Genomic DNA, 26,245 nt, shown 5'->3' with positions numbered 1-26,245 from the left:
ATGGACGCTCCCAATTCCTCGGATTTCGGTCCCGGCAACATCTTCGCCCTGGGCAATGCCTGGATCGACATGGGCCAAACGATTCAGGACGAGGCCACCGTCCTGTATACGGCGGTCGAAGGAATCGCGTGGACCGGGGACGCCCGATTCGCCGCCCGTGAAGGCATTGTCGCCGTCTACAACAATGTCCTCTTTCCGGCCCGGACAACGTGCTGGGCCATCGGCGATTCCATCAACGACTACGGCCGGGCCATCGAGACCATCCTGGCCAAACAACAGGCGGCGGCCAATGCGGCGGGTCTGGCCGAAATCATCGGCACTATTCTCGGATTCGTTCTTCCGCTCGGCCTCGGTCTGCTGGCCAAGCTGATCGCGCCGCTGCTCGAGGGCCTCATAGCGGGCATCACCTCGATCATCAAAGCGCTCGGCGCCGCCATGCAAACAGTGGTCAAGCTGGCCGGATTCATCGCCGGGGTCGTCGGCGGGGCCGCGACGCAGCTGGGTGTCGACCTGCTCTCCCAGTGGATCGGCGACAAGGCCTACGACGTGCCCTTCGAGATCGACTGGAAGAGCGAGGGCATCAGCATGGGGGTCGGGGGCCTCTTCGGTGGCCTCACCGTCCTGCCCCACCTGTACCCCGGCGGGGGCAAGGGCCCTAAGGGCGGCACCATTGCCCCAGAGGTCCCAGTGCCCAAACCGACCGTCCCCAAGACACCCGGGACAGCGGGGGTCGGCGAGGGGGGCGTTCACCAGGTCCCGGTTCCGGGGGAGATGCCGCCGCCGGCCCTCCGCGGGCCGGGAACGGGAGGCCCCACCCCGGTCGGCGGCCTGGGCCCGAACGGGCCCCGGCCGGTGGAGCCCATCCTCGCCCCCGGCGGGCGCCCGCCCGAAACGACACCGCCCAGGCCCGGCCCGGGCGGCGGCGGGGAAACCCCGGTGCTCAACTCGGGCAACAGCGCTCCGCCCATCACGCCGGGCAGGTCGGGGACACCGGGCGCGCCGGGCGCGGACGCGCCGAGAATCGGTAGCGACCGGGCCGGCGGCCAGGGGACCGGCCACGAGCCGGTTCTGGGGATCCCGGACGGGAAGAACGCGCACACTCCCGGCGCCGGGACGGACCAGCCGGGCACTCCGGGGCTGGGCGGCCCCGGTACGGCGCCCGGCTCCGGCCACTCGGGGAATCCGTCCCCGGGACGGGGCATCGGCGAGAACGCCGACACCCATTCCCCCGCAGCACAGCGGACCGCGACCCCGGATCCCGCCTCCCGCGCAGTACCGGACCCGTCCACGTCCACTCCCGGGCACGGCACCAGGGCACCGGGCGAGCCGAGCGCGTCACCGGGCGGTGGCAACCGAACGTCCGAGAGCCCCAACTCCCAGAACTACAAGTCCTCCTTCGAGCAGCAGCCCAAGGAGATGGGGAAGGGTACGACAGGTGACGGAACGTCACCGAACGTCCGGAGCGGGCAGGACCCCGCGTCGCTCAACCAGACCAACCCCACCTCCACGAAGTCCGCTGCCGCGGGGGACGGAGTCAAGGAGGCGTCCGGCTCCGGCTCCGACTCCGGTGCCGGCAAGCACGGCATCATCAAGAAGTTCACCGAGGTCCCGCAGACAGCGCGCGGCACCGCACGGCCGGTGAACGAGGCCGGGTCCGGCTCGAATTCCGTGAACACTTCACAGAAGACGGCCTCCGGTTCAGAGACCACCACCCTGGAGAATTCCGCGAACACCTCGGTGTCCGCCAAGGGATCCAGGGACGGCAGCAGCGCTCCGTCGAAGGGCGGCGACGGCAAGGCCGGCCAGGGTGCGCCGGGCGGGAGGCCGGGGGCGTCCGAGGCGTCGCCTGGGGAAGGCCGGAAGTGGACGGTTCACGAGAATGACAAGGCTCTGAAGGCGGTGACGACCAAGTCGTTCTCGGGCGAAGGCAACTCCCTCGGAAGGAGCGAGGGTTCGGCGGCGGGCCGGCCGGCGGAGGTGTCCGGGCCGCCGACTGAGGGAACCGTCAAGGGCAAGGCCGCGGCCGAGGTGGCGGCGGTGCGGAATCGTGATGCGCAGTCGCGTGCCAATGCGGCCGACGATCGCCGGTTCACCGTAGAGCCGGCTCGTGAACCGGGCGCCGAGGGTGCTGCGGCTGACCGGCCGGGTTCGACGGCACGCGTATCACCGCGTGCCGGCGAGGTGGGGACGTTCGCCGATCTGGGCAAGGCTCCGGCACCGAAGCCGGAGCCGTTCACCGGAGAGGGCAACTCCCTGGGAAGGGGCGAGGGTTCGGCGGCGGGCCGGCCGGCGGAGGTGTCTGGGCCGCCGACGGAGGGCACTGTCAAGGGCAAGGCCGCAGCTGAGGTGGCGGCGGTGCGGGATCGTGATGCGCAGTCGCGTGCCAATGCGGCCGACGAGCGTCGTTTCACGCTGGAACCAGCGCGTGAACCTGAGGTCGGGCCGGGATCGACGGCACACGTATCACCGCGTGCCGGCGAAGTAGGCACGATCGCTGACCTGGGCAAGGCCCCGACACCCAAGCCTGAGCCGTTCACCGGAGAAGGCAACAAGCCGGGTACCGGGAAGGGTTCGGCGGCGGGCCGGCCGGCGGAGGTGTCCGGGCCGCCGACTGAGGGGACCGTCAAGGGCAAGGCCGCGGCCGAGGTGGCGGCGGTGCGGGATCGTGATGCGCAGTCGCGTGCCAATGCGGCCGACGAGCGTCGTTTCACGCTGGAACCAGCGCGTGAACCTGAGGTCGGGCCGGGATCGACGGCACGCGTATCACCGCGTGCCGGCGAAGTAGGAACGATCGCTGACCTGGGCAAGACCCCGGCACCGAAACCTGAGCCGTTCACCGGAGAAGGCAACAAGCCGGGTACCGGGAAGGGTTCGGCGGCAGGCAAGCCGGCGGAGGTGTCCGGGCCGCCCACTGAGGGCACCGTCAAGGGCAAGGCCGCAGCTGAGGTGGCGGCGGTGCGGAATCGTGATGCGCAGTCGCGGGCCAATGCGGCCGACGAGCGTCGTTTCACGCTGGAACCAGCGCGTGAACCTGAGGTCGGGCCGGGATCGACGGCACGCGTATCACCGCGTGCCGGCGAAGTAGGAACGATCGCCGACCTGGGCAAGACCCCGGCACCCAAGCCGGAGCCGTTCACCGGAGAAGGCAACAAGCCGGGTACCGGGAAGGGTTCGGCGGCGGGTAAGCCGGCGGAGGTGTCCGGACCGCCGACGGAGGGCGCCGTCAAGGGCAAGGCCGCGGCCGAGGTGGCGGCGGTGCGGGATCGTGATGCGCAGTCGCGGGCCAATGCGGCCGACGATCGCCGTTTCACTCTGGAACCAGCGCGTGAACCTGAGGCCAGGCCGGTGCTGAAGGCGGCCAAGTCGCCGAGGGCCGGCGAAATGATGACGATTGCCGACCTCAAACCCGACGAGCCGCCGACGGGGGGACCGATGGGTCGCGGTGAAGGCGGGGACGGCGGGGGTGGTACCGCGACCCGAGGGAAGTCCTCGGGGAGCAGCACCGAGACGGCGCCGGCCGGCCGGCCGGCGGAGTCGAGCGGGTCGTCGTCGCGTACGACGGAGCACGAACCTTCGGGGACCGCGAACGAGAACTCCGCCGATGGCCACTTCCCCGGCGAGGGTGAGGCGCTCGGCTCGGGAGAGCACGGCGACGCAGCCGTCGGCGGGAAACCCGGCGCGGGAGAATCCGGCACGGCGGGCGACGCCGCCGAGGCGCGGGCCAAGACGTACGCGGAGAGCCCGGAGGCCAAGGCCCGGCTGCAGAAGAGACTCAATGCGACGGCCCAGGCCAAGGCGGACGCCGACGCCAGATGGCAGATGTCGGAGGACCGACGGCAGCGGGTCGCCGAGGAGAATGTCCGCGCGGATCAGCAGCATCAGGACAGGCTGGCCCGAGACGAATCCGCGTGGCAGAAGCTGGTGGCCGATCAGCGCGACAAGTCGGGTGGTGACTCCGGGAAGCTCGGCGACATCTCGCTCTCCGATGCCCGGGCGCGCATCCAGGAGCGAGTGAACGCCCGGCTGGATGTGGCTGCCCGCGACTACCAGGGCCCTTCGGACTTCGACGCCATCGACCGGCACTTCGCCTCTGTTCAGCGGGAGGCAGAGCGGACGGCATGGCGCGAGCTCGCCGGCGACCTCGGCATCAATGTCGAGTCGTTGGAGCGTCGGGGACTCCTGTCGACGTTTCCCGGGCACGAGCCGGCCGTACCGGTACGCCCGGCTGCGTCCGACGTACCCAGCTCGTCGGGCCGCCTCACGCTCGACCCTCCGCACCGGACTGCCCCGGTCACCGTTGAGCCTGTCGAGACGCCGGCGCCGCACGCCCGACCGGAAACGCGCCCGGAGACGCGCCCGGAGACCCACCCGGAAGGCGGTACCACACCCACCACCCGGACCTCCACCAGCGTTTCGCGGTTCCTGGCCGGTGACGAAGAATCCGCCTCACGACCGCCGGTGGCATCAGGCCCGTCCGCCCCCGCGGTGACGCCCGACCCCGATCGGGTCGACGCCGGTGGCGCGGGCGGCAGGGTCACCGAGGAGGACCTGATCCACACCTCCGAGGTGCTGGCACCTGCGACCAGTACCAGCAGCACCCCGACCAGGGAGCAGCGGCTTGGTGCCGGGGCGCTTCTGAAGGTGCACGACGACCTCTTCCCTGAGGCGGGCCCTCGCAACGACTCCACCGTGCGGGCGCTGCGGGAACTGGAGACCTTCATGCGCGCCAGGTACCCCGCGATGGACGGGTTCCTCACCGGGGGCTGGCTCTCCGCTCTGACCCACGAGCTGCTCGGCCTGCACCCTCTTGAGCACGCCACGCCTCAGGACCTCCGGGCGGTGGTCGAGGCGGTGGCGGGCGTCGAGGAACCGGGACCCGTCGAATGGGATCGGCTGTTCGCCGCATTGGCGCCACGACGGCCCGAGGCCATCCTCCCGGTCGAGCCCATCGCCGATCCCGGTTCCACCGCCGAACCCGAACTCGATGTCGCTGCCGCGCCCGTACAGCCGGTGACGACCGGAAAGTCGCATCTCCCCGGCAAGCTGCTGGGCCAGGACGAGAAGACCCAGGTCGGAATCGCCTTCGGCAAATCCAGGAGCAAGCCGCCGGCGGACGCGATCGTCGATGACTTGACGACGTACGACTGGTACTGGCCGCGTCAGAAGGAGACGGAGCCGGAGAAGGGCGGGATGGCCCCCGCCAAGCCCGCACCGGTGAAGCTCACCAAGCACACCCGCGACCTGAGCGAGATCTCGAAGGCGCCGCTGTTCCTGGTCGTTCTTCCCAAGAGTGCCCACGAGGAGTTCATCGCGGAGGACGTGGCCGAGGCGGTGCGGGTCTCTCCCGCTGTGGCCGTATTGCCGGCCGATCACCAACTCCTTCTTCTCGGTTCGCGCGAACTGGCCGACAGCCTCGAGTTTCCGCGGGCGATAGCCAAGGCCACCGGGCGGACCGTGTGGATCAACACCGCGTCGTCCACGGTGACGGATCAACGCATTCGAGTAGAGGCGAAGAAGAAGGCGGGGGCGGAACACGGCTTCTGGATCCGGGAGGTTCCCCCGCTTCCCGGCCAGTCGGTGCCGGCGGCCGAGACGGCTCCCCAGACGATGGCGTTGCCGCGTATCGAGACCATGACGGTCAAGAAGGGGGACGACGGCCGGTGGGCCGATGCCAACATTCCGGACACGTTGGACGATGAGGAGCTCTTCACCCAGGCGGCCGTTTTCCCGTGGAACAGGCAGTCGGGCGGCCGGTTCTACTACGAGGAGTCCCGCGAGCGGGAATTCGAGCTCACCCGCCGTGGCTTCGACGCCACCAAGCCGCATTTCCAGTATCTGCCGACCAACTACACAGTGCCCGAACCCGGGGCGGAAACCGCGGTCGAACTGGCCCCCGACCTCGATTCGATCGCGCTGGTTCCGTGGGATGTGACGCAGCCCATGTACACGGTCTTCACCCATGCCACGCATCTGGCCGCGTGGATGCCGACCATGGCAGCGGCGGAGGAGGGGAAGTACCAGCAGAAGCACGTCAACGTGCCGGGCACGTCGCTCGGTGCGGCGCTGCGCCGCAGGCCGAGCCTGCAGCGGATGCCTCCGCGGGCGCAGATCCTTCTGATGGCGTGCCAGGCCGGGGCCAGAGGTGTTCACGGCCAGGTGGTCGCCCAGCAGGTGGCCGATGCGACCCAGCACGTGGTGTGGGCGTCCACGACGACGATCTGCCTTTTCAACGACCGCCAGGACATTTCCATCGGCATCATCCGCAATGAGCACGGGACAACGGGCCGTTGGGTGAAGTTCGTTCCAGGAGGCACGTCCGAAACGGAGCTGGGATCGCACGCTCCGCCGAAGGCGAAGCCCGTGGAATCGGCCAAGGCCAAGGCGAAAAGAGTCAAGAACAAGGCAAAGGTCGAGGACATACGGGGTGTCCGGAGGTTTGCCGCGGAACCGGTCTCAACGATGACGGAGCCGGCGGCACCTGTCGCACCCGCAGAACCGACCGCACCCGCAGAACCGACCGCGGTGTCCGCGGCGTCCGCGACAGCCGACCCCGGCAAGGTGGCTGCCGGCGGCGTGGGCGGCAGGGTCACCGAGCTGAAGCTGCGCGCGATCGCCGAGACACTGACCAAGGACGCGACGCCGACCGAGGAGAAGACGTCGTCGACGGAATCCGCTCCGTCGCGGAAGGAGCTGCTCGATGCCGGAGCGCTCCTGAAGCTGCACGACGACCTCTACCCGGAAGAGGGCGACCTCGCTCTCAAGGTGCCGGCGCTCCAGAAACTGGAAGTCCTCGCACACACCCGATATCCCGTGATGAAGGCCCGCCTGACCGGCGGCTGGCTGTCGGCTCTGACACACGAACTGCTCGTCCTGCAGGCGCACCAGCACGCCACACCAGCGGAGATCCGTGCGGTCGTCGACGCAGTGGCGGCCGTCGACGGACCCGTGGTCTGGGACGAGCTGTCGGAGAAGCTGGTCTCGCAACGGCGCCCTGTCGCCACGCCGGACCCTGCCGCCGTCCCGGACGGCCCTGCCACCGTCACGGAGTCCGACGCCTCGGAGCCGGCCGGCCTCACGCCCGCGCCCATCCCTTCGCCCATCCCCGCGCCGAAGGTGGAACCCAGGAAGCCGCATGTTTCCGGCGCGTTGACAGATGCCGACGGCACGACCGTGGTCGGAATCGCCTTCGGTAAGAACAAGAGCAAGCCCCCGGCCGCCGCGGTCGTCGGCGACCTGACGACGTACGAATGGCACTGGCCGCGTCAGAAGGAGACGGAACCGGAGAAGGGCGGGAAGGCCGCCGCCAAGCCCGCACCGGTGAAACTCACCAGGCACACCCGCGACCTGAGCGAGATCTCGAAGGCGCCGCTGTTCCTTGTGGTCCTTCCCAAGAACGCCCACGAGGACTTCATCGCGGAGGAACTGGCCGAGGCGGTGCGGGCCGATCCGGCCGTGGCGGGACTGACCGCCGATCACCAGCTCCTGCTCCTCGGTCCCAGCCGCATGGCCGAGACCCTGGAGCTTCCGCGCGCGATCGCCAGGGCCACGGGGCGGACCGTGTGGACCAGCACGGTGACGTCCGGCGTGGTGAAGGGTCGCATTCGAGTCGAAGCGGAAGAGAAGGCGGACGGGGAGCACGGCTACTGGATCCGTGAGGTTCCGCAGGAGTCCGGCGACGAGCCGGAGACCGAGGGCTTCAGCCTGCCGAGCGTCGCCACCATGGTTGTCGAGAAGAAGGACGGCCGGCGGGTCGACTCGGGGGTCAAGGGCTCCATCGACGACGAGGACCTCGACAGTCAGGCCCTGGTGTTCCCGTGGAACCAGCAGTCGGGCGGGCGGGTCTTCTACTCGGACTCCCGCACCCGGGGTTTCGAGCGCACGCGCAGCGGGTTCGACGCCACCAGTCCGCATTTCCAGTACCTTCCCCTCGATTACGAGAAGGTCGAGGACTCCGACTACTCGAGCGACATGACGCCCGACATCGATTCCATCGCGCTGGTTCCGTGGGACGTGACGAAGCCCATCTACACGGTCTTCACCCATGCCACGCATCTGGCCGCTTGGATGCCGACACGCGATGCGGTGGAGGGGGACGAGCCGCTGGTGCACAAACACCTGCCGGGTACGTCCCTCGGAACGTTGCTGAGCCGCCGGCCGAGCCTGCGGCGCTTGCCGCCGGAGGGCCAGATCCTGCTGTGCGCCTGCCAGGCCGGTGCCAGAGGGGCCGACGGCAGCGTGGTCGCCCAGCAGGTGGCCGACCGGACCAACCACGTGGTGTGGGCCTCCACGACGTCGATCTACATCTTCCACAACCGGCCCGACGTGCCCTTGAGCATTCTCCGCAACGAAGACGGCACACGGGGTCGCTGGGTCAAGTTCGTCCCGGGGGGAACTCCGGAGACGGAGCAGGGCTCCTACCCGCCGGTGAAGGTGCAGCCTCCAGCCGTCGTCGCGCCCGACCCGAAGACGAAGGGCCAGAAGAAAAAGGAGGTCAAACCCCGCAAATCGAGGGCCGGCGAGACGTCGACGTCGGTGGAGACGTCGGTGGAGACGGGGTTGGAGACGGAACGGGAAGCCTTCGAGATACCCGCCCGGATCCCGTCGTCCGCTCCGTTCAAAACCTCCAGCAGTGCGGCCTCGACCGCGGAGGGCTCGCACTCGGAGGAGGGGGCGCCCGCCGACCCCGCCGACCCCGCCGCTTCCCAGCGGGAGAAGGCGGCTGCCGCTGCCGAGGCGCGGATCGCCGCTGAGCTGAACGATCCGGCTGCTCGAGCCCGTGCACAGGTCCGGGTTGATGAACAGCGGCAGGCGGCGGAAAGGGAGACGAAGCGGAGGGCCTGGGCCGACGCCATGGACAAGGCGCGGCTCGTCGCCCGGCTGGAGGTCGCCCAGCAGGCGCAGCGGCGGGCCGCCGAGGAGAACGCCCGGCGGGAACAGGAGCAGGCCGCACTGGCCGCGGCCGATCCCGCAGGGCTGTACGAACCCCAGCGCGTGCCAGAGGAGTTCGCGAGCGACCACCGCTTCGACCTCGACCCGAAGTCTCCCCGGAATCGCATCCCGTTCCCGGGCCACACCCCGTGGGAGACGACCCCGGAGGCAACTGTCGGCGAAGCGGGTGACATCGGCCCGTCAGTAGCCGCGTCCGAAGCTGCATCCGAAGGGACGGACGAGCCCGCCGAGCCCGACGAGGCGCCCCGGATCCCCGCGCAGGACAAGGGGAAGGGAAGGGCGACCGACCAGGGCGACGCCGTCGACGGCGCCGGAAGTGACGCCGTTGCTGAGCAGCCTGAGCAGCCGTTTCCCCGCTACAACCGTGCCGATTACGAACCGGCCGGCGACGCCGACCTCAGCGGCCCCAGCGGGACCAGCGGAGTCAACCCGTCGGCCGAGCAAGCGAAACCCGCAGAACCCGCAGAACCCGCAGAACCCGCTGAGTCCGTCGAGCCCACGCAGTCGGTCGAGCCCACGCAGACCGTCGAGCAGCCGCCGGCCGCTTCCCTCGCGGCTCCGGCCCCGCCCGCTCCGTCCCTGCCGGCCGGTCCGCTGCCGGCCGGGTTGGCCCGGTTCGGGCTGACCGAGGTGAAGGACGTCGCCCAGGCGGACCTGGACGCGGTTCTGGCCTCGATCAGGAGAGCTCTGCCCGCGTCGCTCTCCCATCACGCCGACGTGGACGGCCTCTTCCACATCGCCCTCTCCGAGAAGGGGTTCAAGGAGATCTTCGAGGCCGCGCGCGGGGACGGCTGGGCCGTCACCGTCGGTGCCGGGCCGGACGCCCACGAGGCCGTGGTCAAGGTCGAGCTGACCAACGGGACGGGTCAGGACGGCGCAGAGGAGAGCAAGGTCGCGCGGAGCCAGGGGGACAGCAAGACCGGCGCCGTCGACCAGAGCGACAAGGCCAACGAACGACCCGAACTGACGATCGTTCAGGTTCCGCTCACCATCGGCCAGGGCACCGACGCGGCGCTGCGGACCATCAGTCCCACCGTCAGCGTCAAGGGGCTGATCAGTACGGTCGCCCGCGAGTCCACGGCGAACCGTGCGGTCCAGCAGTCGCGCGCCAGCACCAGCACCGGATACTGGCACCCGGTCGCCTTCGACTCTGCCTGGCAGGTCACCGTGCGCCCGGCCGCCGGCACCGGGACCTCCGCGACGTTGAGCGGTACCCCGGGCGGCCTCGTCCTCAAGGTCCCCGCCCACGTGGTCACGGCCGCGGCCCGGGCGGAGGAACTGATCCGGGCTGCGGAGACGGCGGGCGCCGGAACCACGGCCGTGGCAGGAGCACCCCAGCCGATGCGGCTGCCGCCGCTCCATGTGCCCGAGTACGTCAGCACCGGCGACGGACGCCTGCTGCGGGACGTACTCGCCTTGCTGCCACCGGAGTTCAGGGTGGTCGGCAGCGGTGCCTACGAGACGCTGCGGGACTTCCTCAGCAGGCCGAACATGGAGGCCTCCTTCGAGCAACTCGTCAACGAGCGACTGATGTCGCCGACCCTGGAGGCCGCGACCCTCCTGGGGGCCAGCCGGGCCGTGGTCCGCGTGCGGGCCAGGCTGGACGCTCCTCAGCTGCTCGGTCCCACCGATGACGTGTCGCTGGACAACGGGACCAATCTCGGCACCGAGAACAAGACCGCCACCGGCGCCACACACTCCGTTGCCGTCTCGGTCGGAGCCACGTTCGGGTGGCTGGTCAAGCAGTTCGAAGGGAAGAAGGGGAGCGGCAGTTACGACGGCGTGGGCGCCAGCGTGAACCTGGCGGCGGGCGCGAAGGACACGCACACGTCGACGACCACCACCGGCGTGAACGCGGAGCAGACGCTCGGCTACTCGGGCACCACCCACCTGTACAGCGGCCGGATCACCTACGACGTCACCGTGGCGGTCGAGGGCGGGGGCGAACGCACCACCGTGGTACCCGTCGACCGGGGCGTCCGGGTGCGGGTTCCCGACCCGGGCTCCCCGCTGGGCGTTCACCCCGCCGACGCGTACGAGCGGCAGGGGCCGGCACGGCACCTGGCCGCCGACGGCCTCCGGGCCGGAACCGTGCTGTGGGCGGGTGGGTCGCAGGACGTCATGGACTCCATCGCCCAGCGGCTCAGGCTCAGGCTCAGGCTGGAGAGTGAGGGGCAGCAGTTCAAGGAGACCGCCAACGCACTCCGGAACCTGACGACGGCGTTGTCGCAGTCGGGCATGCAGGGTGTGTTCTGGGGCGGCGATTCCCTGCTGCTGAAGGTCCACACCCGGCGGACCCCGTACCCGCATCCGGAATACGTGCAGGTCATGATCCGGCCGCGCGCCACCGGTCCCGCGCTGTTCCGGGGAACGAGCGACAGCCTCGAGGTGACCAGCAGCGCGAAGAGCAGCGGAAAGCTGGAGGGGAAGCAGGCGCAGACCCGGTCGCTGGAGGGTGGAGCGGATCTGTCCGTCACCTTCGGCCTGGGGACCGCCACACCGCTGCGCGCACTGGTCCCCAAGGTGGCGGGCAAGGGCACCTACGAGTGGGAGAAGACGACCACCGCCACGACGAGCGTCGGGCGTACCCAGCAGGCGGTGGGCCCCAAGGAAGCCGCCGTGTTCCTGGTCCCGGTCGAGTACGAGATCACGATCCGCCACCAGTCCGGCGCGCTGGAGCCGGTGCCGTCGGTGCCCGCACAGGTACAGGTGCTGGTCCCGATCGATCTGGCCCCGGAGGGTGCGAGCCCCCGTCCGGTCGCCGGGACGGATGTCAGGAGGGACGCCGGATCGCTGACCACCGTGGCGCACGAGCAGCCGACGGTGCCCAACGGGGCGCGGACGGTGGAACTGCCCGGCTTCCACGCCGTACTGCGGGTGAACGGGGTGGACCCGCTGCCGGAGGGCGTCCGACAGGTCCTGCTGGCCAGCGCCACTCACGAGGAGCCGGCCCCCGCACCCCGGCCGACCCGGTCCGCCCGGCCGTACGAACGGGCGATGGCCTACCTCGCCCAGGTGTCGGCGGCGCTGCCGCTCGGCCCCCCGGTGGCCGGCGGATACGCCACGATCGCGTCGCAGCAGGTGGAGTCGGCGTTCAACGAGGACATGGTACGGGCCAACTTCCAGCGGATCCTGCACGACGGCTACGGGACCGGGCCGCTCTTCCGTTACGGGCGGATGACCGACGGGATGGACCAGGCACGGCTCGCCGGGGCCCTGAGCAACCCGCGCATCGTGGGCCGTGGTCAGGTCGAGCTGAAGAACACCACCACCGGCGGGAACGCGGTCAAGACCGCCGCGAAGTCCGGCTCTTCGCGTGAAGTCGGGCTCGCCTTCGGCTTCTCGGTGGCGGTGCAGCGGTGGACGGTCACTCCAGGTGTGGGCGCCAAGCCGTACACGGCGAAGTCCTTCCGTACCACCGCGCTGGATTCCGGCGCCGGCCAGGAGAGTGCGGTGACCTACACCGGCCCCGGACTGTTGGTGAGCCTCGATGTGACCTACCTGATCAGTGGGAACAGCGGGTCGCGGAACGTCGTCACGGACGTACTCGGCGGGTTCGCGGGACCGGTCGTCCGCAAGCAGCTCCATGTGCCGGGCGGGGTGCAGGTGTGGATTCGCGAGCAGGACGCGGCTCAGTACTTCCACCTGAATCCGGACGGCACCCCACTGACCGCGACCTCGTCCGTGACCGCAACCGCAACCGCAACCGCGACCGCGACCGCGCCGGTGACGGTGCCGTTGACGGCGGCGGGTATCGGCGGGTCGTCCACCGGGGCGGTCTCGCCGCCGACCCAGGTGACGCTGGATCCGCCCCCTTACTACCGGCCTCTCCGGACGGCGGCCCCGACGCCTGCCACCACCACCTCCCCGGCCGTGCCGAGCGGGTACTCCCTGGGTGACTCGGACCTCGGTCCCGTCGATCCCCGGCCGGTGGTACGGCAGTTGCGAGAGGCCCTCGGCAGGCTCCCGAACACCTGGCTGACGGGTTCGGCCGCCGCCCGCACCCGTGCCCGGCTCGAACAGCAGATGATGCTGCTCGCCTCTCCCGAGGGGCTGGGCGGGCTGTTCGACGTGCTGACCGGTGGCGGACTCTCGGTGCACGAGTACGACGACGGCCCCTTCGGCCGCTACCAGCTCCAGGTGCTGGTGAAGGCGGAGCTGTCCAACCCCCGCCACGTAGCTCCCCAGGTGACGGAAGGCACCACCGCGGCCGAGATCACCTCGAACGCCACCATCGGCCAGGAGGACATCGCGGAGAGCTCGCGGGGCGCGGAGGCCTCGGTCGGCCTCACCTTCTCCAACAGCCTCCAGACCAAGGACTTCGCCCGCGCCGGCGGCAGCGGAGCCGACGCGAAGTACGTCCGCGAGCGGGGGCTGACGGCGACCGGGAGCAAGACCGGCAAGACCGGTTCGACCAGCAAGCACGGAGCCGCCGGAACGGCGTCGTGGGTGCACGATGTCACCTGGAGCGTCAGCGTGCGCCGGGTCCAGGGCTGGGGCAGGCTTCCCCAGCTCGCCACCCTGGGAGTCTCACAGCTGGCGGGCCGCGGGGGAGTGTGGCGCCATGCGCCACGTTTCCCCGTCGCGGACGGAGTGCGTTCCACGACGCCCGCGGACGACTCCGTCGCGCATGTCGGTACCGTCCCGGCGACGGTCACGGTCACGGTGCCGCCACCGGGGGACTTCGTCCTGCCCGCGAACAGCCGGGTCCTCACCTACCACTTGCCGCCCGCCGTGTGGGTGGCGGTGGACGGTCTGCTGCCGGCCACACTCACCGCGCCGTGGACCGACCATGTGCTGCGCAGCCAGCTGAACTCCACGGCGCTGGCAGCACAGTTGCAGCGTGATCCGCAGGCCGTGTACCGGATCGGCGGCCTGGCCGGCGAGCCCGGCGTGGTCAGCCTCCTGCGGGAGATCCAGGTGCGGACCCAGTTGCGGAACCCCCGCGTGGTGTCCTCCAGCGAGACGCTGACCCTGGCCGGCAAGACCGAGGCCGCCGGCGGGGACAAGGTCAAGGTGACGGGATCCCAGGGCGTCAACGCCGGGTTGCAGGGCACCGCCACCTTCCAGGTCGCCACCATCACCGAGGTGGGCAACGGCCCCGGCGGCGCGGACACCTGGACGCCGTCGGTGGCGCTCCCGCCGTACAAGACCGACTTCACGAGGGAGGCCACCTCCGAGGCATCGGCGAAGAAGAAGGGGAGCAGCAGCGGCGAAGGCCGTACGTACCTGATCCAGGCGGACGCCTCGATCTCCCTCACCGGCCTGGGCAACTGGTGGGGCCGCGGCGGCGAGAGGAACGTCGTCGTCCCCGGCGGAGTCTTCTTCCGCACCGATGAGGAGGGCGCCCGCGAACTGGGCCTGTTGCCACCGGTGGTTCCCGAACCGGTGGTCGCTGAGCCGGTCGTTCCCGAGCCGGTCGTTCCTGCGCCTGTGGTTGTCGAGCCGGTAGTGGCGGTCGAACCGGTTGTTCCCGCGTCGGAGGAGCGCGCCCCGGAGCCGGTCATCACACCGCCGGTTGCCGAACCAGTGGTCGTCCCGCCGGTCGTGCACGTAGCGCCGACCGTCAACGAGCCCGCCGTCAACGTGCCGACCGCCAGGCAGCAGGGCGTGCGGCCGGAGGACGCCCGGGCCTTCCACGGCCCGGTCACCGCCACGGACGACAGCTCGGACATTCCCCTCCAGGACCTGGCGCCCAGGAGCAGTGCGTCCGCCCCCGCCCGCCCGGCCCGTTCGACCCTCCCCCCGGCCGCCTTCGGACCCGTACCGTCGGGCGCGCGGAGTACCCTCGGCGTCCCCGCGCCGCCGCTGCTGGCGCCCGGGGACTGGGCCGACGTCCGGCGCTTCGCGGAACCCGCGCTGATGGTCACCGAGCGGTTCGATCCGGAGCTGGCAGGCCAGGCGGGGACGGGGCCGATCGGTGGTCCCACGCTGCCCGGCCGCTATGCGTCCCGGCAGCGCGAGCTGCGCTGGCTCCAGGGCCAGGAGACCACGATCACGTACGACCTGCGGCACTTCGAGGTGCGGCCGGGGCAGTGGGTACGCGAGTTCACCTTGCGGCTGCACCTCGAGCCGTACCAGGGCACGACGCTGACCTACGCCGGGCGAACGGAGCTGTGGAACGCGGCGACGGCCGCGGTCGACCGGTACTTCAACGGCAGGTTCCGGCTGCCGGGCGGGGCGCAGGTCCATCTGCACCTGGAACTGTCCGGTACGGCCGAAGGTGCGCACCGGACGATCCAGGTGCGCCCCGGCGACGGCACGAGCAACCAGCTGGTCTGGTTCGCGCAGAGCTCGGCGGGCGTGCTGCTGCACGAGCTGCTGCACTTCCTGGGACTTCCGGACGAGTACGCCGACGCGTTGATGGCGCTGCGCCAGGAGTCGCGGACGAGCCGGTTCGCGGATGACCAGGGGGTCATGGGAGAGTCCGCCAACGAGGCGGCCTTCGCGGTACTGGACCGGCATCTCCAGAGGATCGAGGCGGTGTCGCAGTCCGGTCCTGTGGTGCGGGATCTGTCCCACACCCGCTATCTGGAACTGCTGGCGGACGACCACACAGCCCCGGATCGGACTCCGGACCACTCCGCCGCCGCAGGCAGCCCCACCGACGACGGACCGGTCCACAGCCCGACCTCGGCGCCGTCGAAGGCGAAGCCCGTCGGCAAGTGGAAAGCCGTGATGCGACGGAAGGACCAGGCGAACTGGCAGGGGATCGTGGACCTCCTGCGGCCCCCGCTCCCTGCGGAGTCGAGCACGGCCACGGCGGGCGCCGGTCCCGGCACGGTGAACAAGAGTCCGATCCCCTTGACCCTGTCCATCGGCGACCCGCGGGTGTCCGGCGACACCGTGCTCGGTCACCTGAAGCGGTGGATCGGTGAGCAGCTGGCACCGGTGGGCGGCCCGGTCACCGCGCCGAGCTTCACGCTGACGGGGGACAAGGTCCCGACAGTGTGGAAGGCCGGACTCCATGAGGTGCAGCTCTTCGTACCGGCGAGGGACGTGCCGGAGGAGGTACCGACCCCGCTCACCGGGCAGGCGAACGTGTTGGTCACTTTCCACGTCACCATCGAGCTGCCGGTCGAGGTGGGATCCGCGAGCACCGCCTCCCCGGACACTGCGGCGACCACCGTCGTGCCGGCCGAACCCAGCGACGAGCAGAAGCTGGTGGTGGGACGGGAGTTCAGCGAGGTCATGCTGCAGGTGACACCGAGCTTCTTCCTCTCCGGCGGTGCCGGAGTGAAGCTCATGTTCGGCAGCCCCCGGCCGATCGCGGATCTCGACTTCCGTCTCAACGACCGGGACCTGTCACCGAGGAATCTGCTGGAGGACATCAACGCCCGGCTCGTGGAGGATGTCCGCTTCACCGGAACGTTCGCCGTGGATGCCAAGGACAAGCAGGCCATCACCGGGGTCATCAACGGTGTGGAGATCACGGTCGGACCGAACAGGACCGTGGTGTACGAGCCGGGCACGGTGATGGAGGGCATACCCGTCCCGAGCATCGCGGACATGGTCTCCGACAAGGCACACGCGCTGGCCGACCGCCAGGGCGAAAAGGTGTACAAGGATCTGTTTGATCTGCTGTGGTCGGTCAAGGGCCTTCCGGAGGGCGGTGCCGTGTTGCTCAGTGAGCTCGGCGATCGACGCGGCGACGCGCACGCCGGTCGGCAAGGCATCGCCGTGGGCGCTGCCGGCCGGGTACAGCTCCTCAACGCCTTCAAGTGGAAGCTGCAGACCCTCACCAGGGGTACCAAGATCGGCTTCCTGAAGAATCATTGGAGCACGTTCGGTTCGGAGGTTGAACTGAAGGAACTGGTCACGACGTTGAAGGCGCTGCTGAAAGCGCTGAAGGTCCCCGAGACCCCGGACCCCAGCAAGCACCGTCTGATCGTGATGGCCGGCAACTTCACCGGGGACATGTTCGGGGTGTCCGCGGCGCTCCTGGTCAACCCCCATCTGCATGTGGCCGTGGTGTCCGGGGGCACCGTCACCGATCAGGTGAGCGGATTCCTGCGGGATTCGCTCGGCGGCGGCGCGAGCCGGGTGCACGTGGTCACGGACGCCCAACCGCACGACCTCTACCGGCGAGCCACCGACAACCGAGGCGACAGGCCGGTGCCCGAGGAGTTGCCGTACGGAGATGCCGTGCCGGCGATTCCCCACGGTCTGCGAAATCCCAGGTTCCAGGACCCGGTGTCCCGGGCGACCGGGCAACTGGCGGACAGCTGGGCGCAGACGAGCAGAGAGGCGGTCCGCCGCGCCTGGGGGATGAGTTCCACCGCGCAGGACACCGCTGTCGAGGGATTTCTTCAGACGGCCGGGGTACCCACCCGTGGCACGTTCGTCATGCTGTGGACCCGGTTCAGCGGCAAGAAGGGCGGCCCCCACCCCCAACATGACACCAGCATCACGGGGGTTCGGCAGCTGATCACCGAGCTGCCCCCCCATGTGCAGGTGGTGCTGGTCGGTGACAAGGATCGGAACGCGGTCAAATTCCAGCAGATGGCGACCAATGCCACGCGCGTCCACGACCTGACCGAGTTCTGGAGCAGCGATGCGTGGCTCGCCGGATTCCCTGATGGTGGTCGAACCCATCAGTTCCAGCTCTTCGACTATCTGCACCGCATGAACCCGCAAGGGGTGCGGCACCTGGGCTTCCGGAGCGGAAACCTGGAGATCTACGCCCTGCTCGGACACCACGTCCGTTACCTGGAGGAGGAGGGCAACGGCCAGGCCACGCGGATGACGCGCCTGGAGAGCATCGGTTACAAGCGACTCGAGGTGTCGAAGCCCCCGAGCCTCACCGGTCAGTTCATCGTGATGAAGGAGCGGGAGAAGAACGGCAGGGGCGCGGAGACGAAGCTTCCCTGGCGCGTGACCGGTCCGCAGGCGGTCGGTCAGCAGTGGAAGACGCCCGGCTGGAAGGAGCTGAAGTGGGTCGAGCTGGAGACGGTCCAGCTCAACGACCGGACGCTGCGCGGCTTCGCGCCCACGGATCTGACCAGAATCATCGATGAGCTCACGCGCCCTGCGGAGCCCACTCCCTCGCGCCCCTCGAAGCCCCCTCGGGTTGCCGCCGAACCGGTGGGCACGCCTTCGCAGGCACCCCCGCGGGCGCCCGCTCCCGCACTCGTCCCCGAACCCGTCCCCGAAGAACCCGAACGCGAACCCGCACCGGCACCCGCACCCGACCTCGTATCAGTGCCCCTGATCCAGAACCGCGCGCTGCTGCGGGGGCGTCTGCAGGTACTCGACTGGATCACCGACGATCCACTCACCGGGCGGGGCCACCGAGGTTCCGGCCGGGGGCAGTTGCGCTACGGACGGGGCACCCTCGACGCCGGCGGGCTGACCGGGGACCATCCCGTCCGGGCCCTCCTCGATCCGTCGGCGGGTGGCGCGGGCAGGCCGCCGGAGGTCATGTCGGTGACCGGCATGGTGTGGGACGGCGACGGCGACCGGTCGGCAGCGGCCGTACGGGCCCTGCTCCAGGACGTCGCACGGATCGCGCGGACCGGCAACGTCGACACCGTCCTGGTCGGAACCGATCCGCGGACCGGCGAACAGCTGCTGGAACCGCTCGGTTTCCATCCGCTGGACCCCGCCCAGACCCTCTGGCAGGGCTCAGCGGACCACCTCCAGCACGCCCTGACAGCAGTACCCACCGACCTGATCGTGGACGACTGCGCCTCCGACACCCGCTGACGGCCGGGGCCGGGGCCGGGGCTCCGGCCCCGGCCCGCAGGCCGTCCCGCTCGCACTTCATGAGCCGTCGCACCGTGGACCTTCCGTCCGACGATGGGCCGAGTGCCGATCGACATGACAGATGTCATAGCCTGACCACGACGAACATCTCTGGTGCGCACATCACGCCCTGAACCAGAATCGTGCCTCGTAAGGCACACGGATTCCAACGTTCGGGGGACAGTCGTCATGAGCAGCATCACCGACCCACACGACGCGGCCACGCCTTCCGAGGCCACGCCTTCCGAGGCCACGCCCTCGGAGGCGGGGACCGCGGCGGACGCGGCCGGGCTCGCCGGGATCAGGCCGCTGCCGGTCTGGTTCTTCGCTTCCGAGGGCATCGCGGCCGGAGCCTGGGACTTCCTCAAGGCCGACTCCGACTCATGGATGATTCTCGCCGTGCTGGCCGCGATCAACATCGTCATCGGCGTCACGGTCTTCGCCAAACGCCGCAAGCTCCTCAAGGCCATGCTGAAGAACAACCACACCCGCGCCATCTTCATCGGCCTGGTCGCCCTGCGCCTGGGACTGCACGTGGCCTTGAACCTGGTCGGCGCCCCGATCACCACCGTCGCCGGGCACTGGGCCATGGCGGCACTGATGACCGCGACCACCGTCGGCCTGCTGTGGTTCGACCAGCGGACGTGCTTCCGTGCCCTCGGTCTGACCCCCGCCCGGTCCTGAACGACAGTTCCGGGACGGGACCCGTCAGCACAGGACCCGAAGCGCTCCGGGTTGCACCCTTGCCGTCATGGGGAGGACGTTGTCGACCTCGCCGTCCGCCCCGTAGGGGATCTCGCGGTCCGCCTCGATGCGGACTTCCTTGCCACGGAGGACCTCTATCTCCGGCCGGTTGATGTGTGCGCCGGTCTTCAGTTCGTTCATGATGGTGAAGAAGAGGCGCTTGGGTGCTTCACGGATGATGACGACGTCCAGCAGTCCGTTGTCGAGGCGGGCGTCCGGGGCGATGAGGCGACCGAAGCCGTAGTAGGCGGAGTTGGCCGCCACGACCGTGTAGCCGCGCCGCTCCCGCGAGACGCCGTCCACGGTGATCCTGAAGTCGGCGGCCCACCAGGTGGCCACCGCGCGCAGCCCGCCCGCGTAGTAGGAAGCGGAACCTCGCAGGAGCCGTGAGGTGTTGGCGTGACGGTTGGCCAGCGCGTCGACGCCCGCGTAGACGCTGCCCAGGACGACGGTTCCGGTGTGGGCCGCCGACTCGACCGCGATGGTGTCGATCCGTCGCGGTGTGCCCTTCAGGAGCAGTTTGGCCAGAGCGGGCGGCTCGTTGGGAAGGCCGAGGGCGCGGGCGAAGTCGTTGCCGCGGCCGGCGGGGACGATTCCGAGGACGGCTTCGGTGCCGCTGAGGGCGCCGCCGACGCAGCCCACTATGCCGTCGCCGCCGACGGCGAGGACGATGTGCCCCTGCTCGGCCGCCTTCAGCGCGATCTCCCGGGCGTGTTCCAAGCTGTTGCTGTACTGCGTGTCGAGCTGCGCTCCCGCTTGCCGGAGCAGACGGGCCAGCGGGAGCAGGGCCGCTGTTCCGGTGGCCCCCCCGGCCGAGGGGTTGACGACCGCTGTGAACTGTCGCATGAAGGTGCCTCCGAAAGGCATGAGTGACCAGTCAGCGGATGGGGAGCAGGATGCCGGGGTTGAGGATTCCCGCGGGGTCGAGGGCCGCCTTGACGGCTTGCAGGACGCCCACCCCGAGCGGGCCGATCTCCCGGGCGTACCAGTCGCGATGATCGGTCCCCACGCCGTGGTGATGGGTGATGGTGCCGCCGGCGGCGAGGATGGCGTCGTTGGCGGCGCGCTTGGCGGGCGCCCAGTGGGCGACCGGATCCTCCCCCTGGGCCGAGACGACGGTGAAGTAGAGGGATGCGCCGGTCTCGTAGACGTGGGAGATGTGGCACATGACCAGGGGCGGGGTTCCCGCCTCGGTCAGGGTGGCGGTGAGCGCCTGGCGTACGGCTTCGTAGAGTGCCGGGATGCGGGACCAGAAGGCCGCGGTCTCCAGGGTCTCGGCGAACGCGCCCGCGTCGAGCAGCGAGTCGCGGAGATAGGGCGCGTTGTAACGGCCGTGGGCCCACTTCTCACCGGCCGCGTCCACGAGTTCACCTCCGCATGCGCGCAGGACGGCGGTTGCCCGGGCCCGCCTGTTCTCCGTGTCCTCGGCGGTGCCCTCGTACCCGGCGATGGCCATGACGCCGGCCGGCTGGGGGTCTGCCGACTCTCCGCCGATGCTGTCCGGCTGAGCCAGCCCGACGAAGGTCTCCGTCTCGTCCGAGAGGCGCAGCACGGTGGGGAGCGGGCCGTCCTGGGCGAGTCGGCGCAGCGCGGTCGCCCCGGCCTCGAAGGTGGGGAATCGCCAGCCCTCGTAGACCTTGGTCGTGGGCAGCGGCCGGATGCGTACGGTCACCGAGGTGATGACGCCGAACGCGCCCTCGGAACCCAGGATCAGCTGGCGGAGGTCCGGGCCGGCGGCGGACCGGGGCGCACGGCCCACTTCCAGGGTGCCTTCAGGAGTGGCCACCGTCAGCCCGAGCACCATCTCGTCGAAACGGCCGTAGCCGGCCGAAGCCTGCCCGCTGGAGCGGGCCGCCGCGAATCCGCCGATCGTCGCCCACTCGTACGACTGCGGGAAATGTCCCAGGGTGAAACCGTGTGCGGCGAGCAGGGCTTCCGCCTGAGGTGCGCGGAGCCCGGACTGCAGGGTCGCGGTGCGGGAGACCTCGTCGAGGGAGACCAGGCTGTTCAGCCGGCGCAGGTCCAGCGCGACGAAGGGGCCCGGCCCGGTAGGGGCGAGTCCGCCGACCACCGATGTGCCGCCGCCGAAGGGAACCACCGCCACGTTGTGCTCGGCGCAGATCCGCAAGACGTCGAGGACGTCCTGGTGGGATCCCGGCAGCAGTACCGCATCCGGTATGTCGTCGACCTCGCCGGCGCGGATCCGCAGGAGGTCGGGGGTGGACTTGCCGCGCGTGTGCCGGATCCGGGTCTCCGCGTCGGTCCGCAGACGGGCCGGGTCGCCAAGACGTTCGGCGAGGGCTCGGCGGGTCCCGTCACCGAGGCCGGACTCGGGCACGGCGATGTCGCCGAGCTCGGCCGCCCCGGCGCTCCGGGGCTTGACGCCGAGCAGGTCTCGCAGCAGGCCGAGCACTGAATCGGGCAGCGGCGCCGCCTTGGCCGGGTCGCCCCAGCCGCTCCACAACATGTCCACCATCAGGGCTTCCTTACCGATCGGATCCGCGGGCGCTGTGTTCTGCGGCCCCCGCTGGTATTACACTGTGACAGATGACGCCCATTCGTCACAAGCACTCGGACGGCAACGCCGTACTCGACGCCGCACGCGACTGCGTTCTCGCCGTCGGCGTGCGCCGGACCACCCTGACCGACGTGGCCCGGCGTGCCGGGGTCTCGCGCATGACGCTGTACCGCAAGTGGCCGGACGTACGGACACTCGTGGGCGACCTGATGACCCGCGAGTGGGTCGCCGTCGCAACGGACGCCCTGCCCGGGCACGACCCCACGGCTCCCACCCTCGTGCGACTGGTCGACGGCCTGACGGCCGGCGTGCGGGCGTTCCGCGCCCATCCGCTCTTCCACAAGATCATCGATGTCGATCCCGAACTGCTGCTCCCCTATGTGCTCGACCGCCGGGGAGCCAGTCAGGACGCACTGCTGGAGCTCCTCGTCGCGGCCCTGCGGGAAGGGCACGCCGACGGATCCGTCCGTGCGGACCACCCCGTCCGGCAGGCCCGTTCCCTGCTGCTCATCGCCCAGGCCTTCACGCTTTCGCTGCGCACGATGTCCGACGAGACCGACCCCGACCTGACCGCGGCAGCTTTCGACGATGAACTGCGGATGATCCTGGAGAGGACCCTCACGCCATGAGCCCCCACCCGCTGCCCCGCCCGGCCCGAGCCTCTTCCTCCCTGAACGCCGGGCGCCGGTCCCGGGAACTGACCGAGGTCGCCGCCGGCCTGAAGGTCGACGTCCTGGTCGTCGGGCTCGGCGCGACCGGCGCCGGCGTCGCCCTCGACGCGGCGTCCCGCGGTCTGTCGGTGGCCGCGATCGACGCCCACGATCTCGCTTTCGGAACCTCCCGATGGAGCTCGAAGCTGATCCACGGCGGCCTGCGCTACCTCGCCTCCGGCCAACTGGACGTGGCCTACGAGAGCGCGGTCGAGCGGGGGGTGCTGATGGAGCGCACCGCCCCGCACCTGGTCCACGCCCAGCCCTTCGTGCTGCCGCTGACCCCGTTGGTCACGCGGCGGCAGGCCGCACTGACCTGGGCCGGATTCACGGCGGGCGACCTGCTCCGCGTATCGGCCGGCACCTCCCGCCGCACCCTGCCCGGCCCCCGCCGGCTGTCCGCGGTGGAGACCCGGCATCTCGCCCCCGGTCTGCGCCAGTCCGGGCTGCGGGGCGGACTCCTGTCCTGGGACGGCCAACTCAGCGACGACGCCCGGTTGGTGACCGCTCTCGCCCGCACCGCCGCGACCCGTGGCGCCAGGATCCTGACCCGGGTCCGTGCGCTGGAGCTCACCGGCGCCGGAGCCAGGGTGCGTGATGAACTGACCGGTGAGGAAACGCAGATACGGGCCCGCGCCGTGATCAACGCGACCGGAGTGTGGGCCGGCGGTCTCGTCGAGGAGGTACGGCTGCGCCCGTCCCGCGGCACCCATCTCGTGCTGCGGTCCCAGGATCTCGGCCTGATGGCGGCCGGGATGCACATCCCGATCCCCGGCGAGAGCAACCGCTTCGCCCTCGTGCTGCCGCAGGGCGACGGACGGGTCTACGTCGGACTGACCGACGAGCCCATCGAGGGGCCGGTCCCGGATGTCCCGGAAGTGCCCGAGACGGACATCGGCTTCCTGCTCGATGTCCTGGGATCAGCGCTCGAGGTGTCCCTCGACCGTACGCACGTGGTGGGCGCGTTCGCCGGCCTGCGTCCGCTGCTCGACATCGTCACTCCGGAGACGGGCTCCCACGGACCGGATCGCACCGCCGACATCTCCCGCCGGCACGCGGTTCTGACCTCGCCTCAGGGCGTCACGACGATCGTCGGCGGCAAGCTCACGACCTACCGGCGGATGGCCCAGGACGCGGTGGACGCCGCCGTCACCACACGCCGCCTCGCCGCCGGACCGTGCCGCACCACCTCCATTCCGCTGGTCGGAGCCGCGCCGCCGCGAACCCTGACCACGCTCGACGCACCCGCCCGCCTGATCGGGCGCTACGGAGTCGAGGCCCCGGCCGTCCACGCCCTGGGCGCCTCGGACCCAGCTCTCCGCACCCCCGTCGCCCCCGGCCACACCGTCACAGCGGCCGAGTTGCTCTGGGCGGTGCTCCACGAAGGAGCACTGGACACGTCCGACCTCCTGGACCGTCGCACTCGCACCGGCCTGGTTCCCTCCGACCGGGAGGCGGCCATGGGCGCGGCGCACGAAGCACTCGCCAGGGGCAACGCGTCGGAGCTCCCCACCTGAGGGTCGGTCACCACGGGCCCGGTCGTGGATTCATGCGCAAGTGCCGCGGACCGGCGCGCACACGGGGGCAGTGCCCGGCCGATTTGTGGCGACTACTATGAGAGACGATTCGGTCACATGAGGTAACGGAGGCGTGATGCTGGGTCTGGTTCCCGGAGCGAAGACCGGGTCGGGGGTACGCAGCCTGGGGCTCGACGAGATCACCTCGCGGCCCACGGTTCTCAAGTGCATGGGCCGCAGTTACAGTGCCGCACGGTCCGGCGGTGCGGTGGTCATTCAGGACGTCACCGACATCACGCATCCGCTCCCGATGGGCAGGGCCGAACCCCGCTCGGGAAGCATGTGGAGCGTCCATACTCCCCGAGGCCGGCTGGCCGCCCGCACCGATGAGACCCTGCAGGCGATCGCGGCGCTGAGGGAAGCCAACTGGCCGCCCCGTGACCCCTGCCCGCAAGGGGGGCGGGGGCCGGGAACCGTCTAGCGGAGGCCGTGTTCCGCGGCCTCAGCCGGTGCTGTCCGCGCGCCCCGCGCGGTGCAGGAACGCGTCCACGAGCCGGTCGGTGAAGTCGCGGCCGATCGGTTCGCCGGTCACCAGGAAGCGGTAGTAGACGGGGCCCACGAGTTGGTCCGTCTCGGCCGCGACGTCCAGGCCGGCGGGCAGGTCGCCGCGGTCCACGGCGCGGTCCAGCGGGAGGCGGTCGCGGCGGCGCTGCTCGTCCAGATACCGGCCCTGGAGGTCGGCGGCGAAGACCGGGTCGAGGTGCGCCTGGGCCATCAGGGCCTTGAGGACCGCTCCGGAATCGGACCGGCCGAGGAACGCGGCCAGCCAGCCCAGATGGTCGCGCAGATCGCGGGCCACGTCGCCGTGGTCGGGCGGGGCGGGTTCCTCGGCCACGTCCTGGAGGAAGGCCTCCATGAGGATGTCGGTCTTGGTGTTCCACCAGCGGTAGATCGTCTGCTTGGCCACACCGGCGCGCGCCGCGATGCCTTCCACCGTGACGCCCGCGAACCCCTTCTCGGCGAGCAGGCCGTCGACGGCCTCCAGTACCGACTCCCGGGCCTTCGCGCTCCGTCCGTGACGGTTCCCGTGGTGGTCCCGGCCCGCGCCGCGGGGGGCGGTGTCCGCTGCGGCGCCCTTCGCGACACTGCCCGCCACGTCAGTGCCCGCCACGTCATTCCTCGTCACGACGGTGCCCTCCTCGGCGGTGCTCTCCTCGGCGGTCCCCGCCGAACCTGCTGTTCCGCCTGTGCTTCGCCCCAGGATAGACCTACCCCCTAGACGCAACGCAACGGTGCGTCTAGTCTAGAGCCATGACTTCCACCAACACCCTTACCGACCCCCGTGTCGAGTCCGCCCTCCGCAGCATGTTCGCGGACGCGGCGCGGGACGACGCGACCGTGGCCCGCATCATGGCGGGGCGTTCCGACGACTGCGGATGGCAGACGCCGCAGGAGCACGCCGACGCCGTGGCCGAGGTCTACATGCCGATCTCCGCAGCGGGCGGCCAACTGCTCTACAACCTGGTCAGGGCGATCCGGCCGGCCACCGTCGTCGAATTCGGGATGTCCTTCGGGATCTCCACGCTGTACCTGGCGGCCGCCGTGCGGGACAACGGCACCGGGCGCGTCGTCACCACGGAACTGAGCGAGGCCAAGATCGCCGCAGCTCGCCGCACCTTCTCCGGGACCGGCCTGGAGGACGTGGTGACGGTGCTGGCGGGAGACGCCCGCGACACCCTCGGCGGGCTCGGCGTCCCCGCCGACTTCGTCCTGCTCGACGGCTGGAAGGACCTCTGCCTGCCCGTACTGCGGGTACTGGAACCGCACTTGAAGCCCGGCACCCTCGTCGTGGCCGACGATGTCGACCTGCCCGCCCTGGGCCCGTACCTGGAGTACGTGCGCACCCCGGCGAACGGGTACCAGAGCGTGACCTTCCCCGTCGAGGACGGCATGGAGATCAGCTGCCGCCTCTGAACGGCGGTTGAGCGGACGACCACCGGGGCGACAGCCGCCGGTGGCACCCCGCTGTCATCATCCCGTCCCACGAGCCGGATCATGTTCCC

At 70.5% G+C, this 26,245-nt stretch carries 9 protein-coding genes; 6 read left to right on the top strand and 3 right to left on the bottom strand.

What is annotated here, in order from left to right:
- Both LNW72_RS06680 and LNW72_RS06675 read left to right on the top strand, forming a co-directional pair.
- Window positions 1-18,654, top strand: coding sequence for a nucleotidyl transferase AbiEii/AbiGii toxin family protein (locus LNW72_RS06680; protein WP_250974530.1), 18,654 nt, complete (start codon window positions 1-3; stop codon window positions 18,652-18,654).
- Between the two features lie 228 nt (window positions 18,655-18,882).
- The gene (locus LNW72_RS06675; RefSeq protein WP_250974529.1) at window positions 18,883-19,377 is read left to right on the top strand and encodes a hypothetical protein; all 495 of its coding nucleotides are present in this window, start codon (window positions 18,883-18,885) and stop codon (window positions 19,375-19,377) included.
- A 24-nt stretch (window positions 19,378-19,401) separates the two neighbouring features.
- Here the strand turns inward: LNW72_RS06675 and LNW72_RS06670 are convergent, their stop codons facing one another.
- Together LNW72_RS06670 and LNW72_RS06665 are read right to left on the bottom strand one after the other, a co-directional pair.
- Window positions 19,402-20,283, bottom strand: coding sequence for a YegS/Rv2252/BmrU family lipid kinase (locus tag LNW72_RS06670; protein ID WP_250974528.1), 882 nt, complete (start codon window positions 20,281-20,283; stop codon window positions 19,402-19,404).
- A 31-nt stretch (window positions 20,284-20,314) separates the two neighbouring features.
- On the bottom strand, window positions 20,315-21,910 hold the full coding sequence (locus tag LNW72_RS06665) for an FAD-binding oxidoreductase (RefSeq protein ID WP_250980042.1): 1,596 nt from the start codon (window positions 21,908-21,910) through the stop codon (window positions 20,315-20,317).
- A 74-nt stretch (window positions 21,911-21,984) separates the two neighbouring features.
- On the opposite strand from LNW72_RS06665, the gene LNW72_RS06660 reads away from it, so the two are divergent.
- The 3 genes from LNW72_RS06660 (at window position 21,985) to LNW72_RS06650 (ending at window position 24,663) form a co-directional block, all read left to right on the top strand.
- Window positions 21,985-22,584, top strand: a complete 600-nt coding sequence (locus LNW72_RS06660; RefSeq protein ID WP_250974527.1) for a TetR/AcrR family transcriptional regulator — start codon at window positions 21,985-21,987, stop codon at window positions 22,582-22,584.
- Window positions 22,581-24,182: a glycerol-3-phosphate dehydrogenase/oxidase gene (locus tag LNW72_RS06655; protein WP_250974526.1), complete on the top strand. Its 1,602-nt coding sequence runs from the start codon at window positions 22,581-22,583 to the stop codon at window positions 24,180-24,182. Before LNW72_RS06660 ends, LNW72_RS06655 begins: the two co-directional genes overlap by 4 nt.
- Before the next feature lie 136 nt (window positions 24,183-24,318).
- Window positions 24,319-24,663, top strand: coding sequence for a hypothetical protein (locus LNW72_RS06650; RefSeq protein WP_250974525.1), 345 nt, complete (start codon window positions 24,319-24,321; stop codon window positions 24,661-24,663).
- 21 nt (window positions 24,664-24,684) lie between these two features.
- Here the strand turns inward: LNW72_RS06650 and LNW72_RS06645 are convergent, their stop codons facing one another.
- Window positions 24,685-25,368 carry a TetR/AcrR family transcriptional regulator gene (locus tag LNW72_RS06645; RefSeq protein ID WP_250974524.1) on the bottom strand — a complete coding sequence of 228 codons (684 nt, stop codon included), beginning with the start codon at window positions 25,366-25,368 and terminating at the stop codon, window positions 24,685-24,687.
- A 125-nt stretch (window positions 25,369-25,493) separates the two neighbouring features.
- Here LNW72_RS06645 and LNW72_RS06640 point away from each other — a divergent pair, with 125 nt between their 5' ends.
- Entirely contained in the window at window positions 25,494-26,156 is a 663-nt protein-coding gene (locus LNW72_RS06640) for a class I SAM-dependent methyltransferase (protein WP_250974523.1), read from the top strand.
- Window positions 26,157-26,245 lie beyond the last annotated feature (89 nt).

Origin of the sequence: Streptomyces sp. RKAG293 (genome assembly GCF_023701745.1) — a bacterium.
Classification (GTDB): Bacteria; Actinomycetota; Actinomycetes; order Streptomycetales; family Streptomycetaceae; genus Actinacidiphila.
The sequence above is the reverse complement of the archived record's forward strand: the minus strand, read 5'-3'. Positions and strand labels throughout refer to the sequence as shown.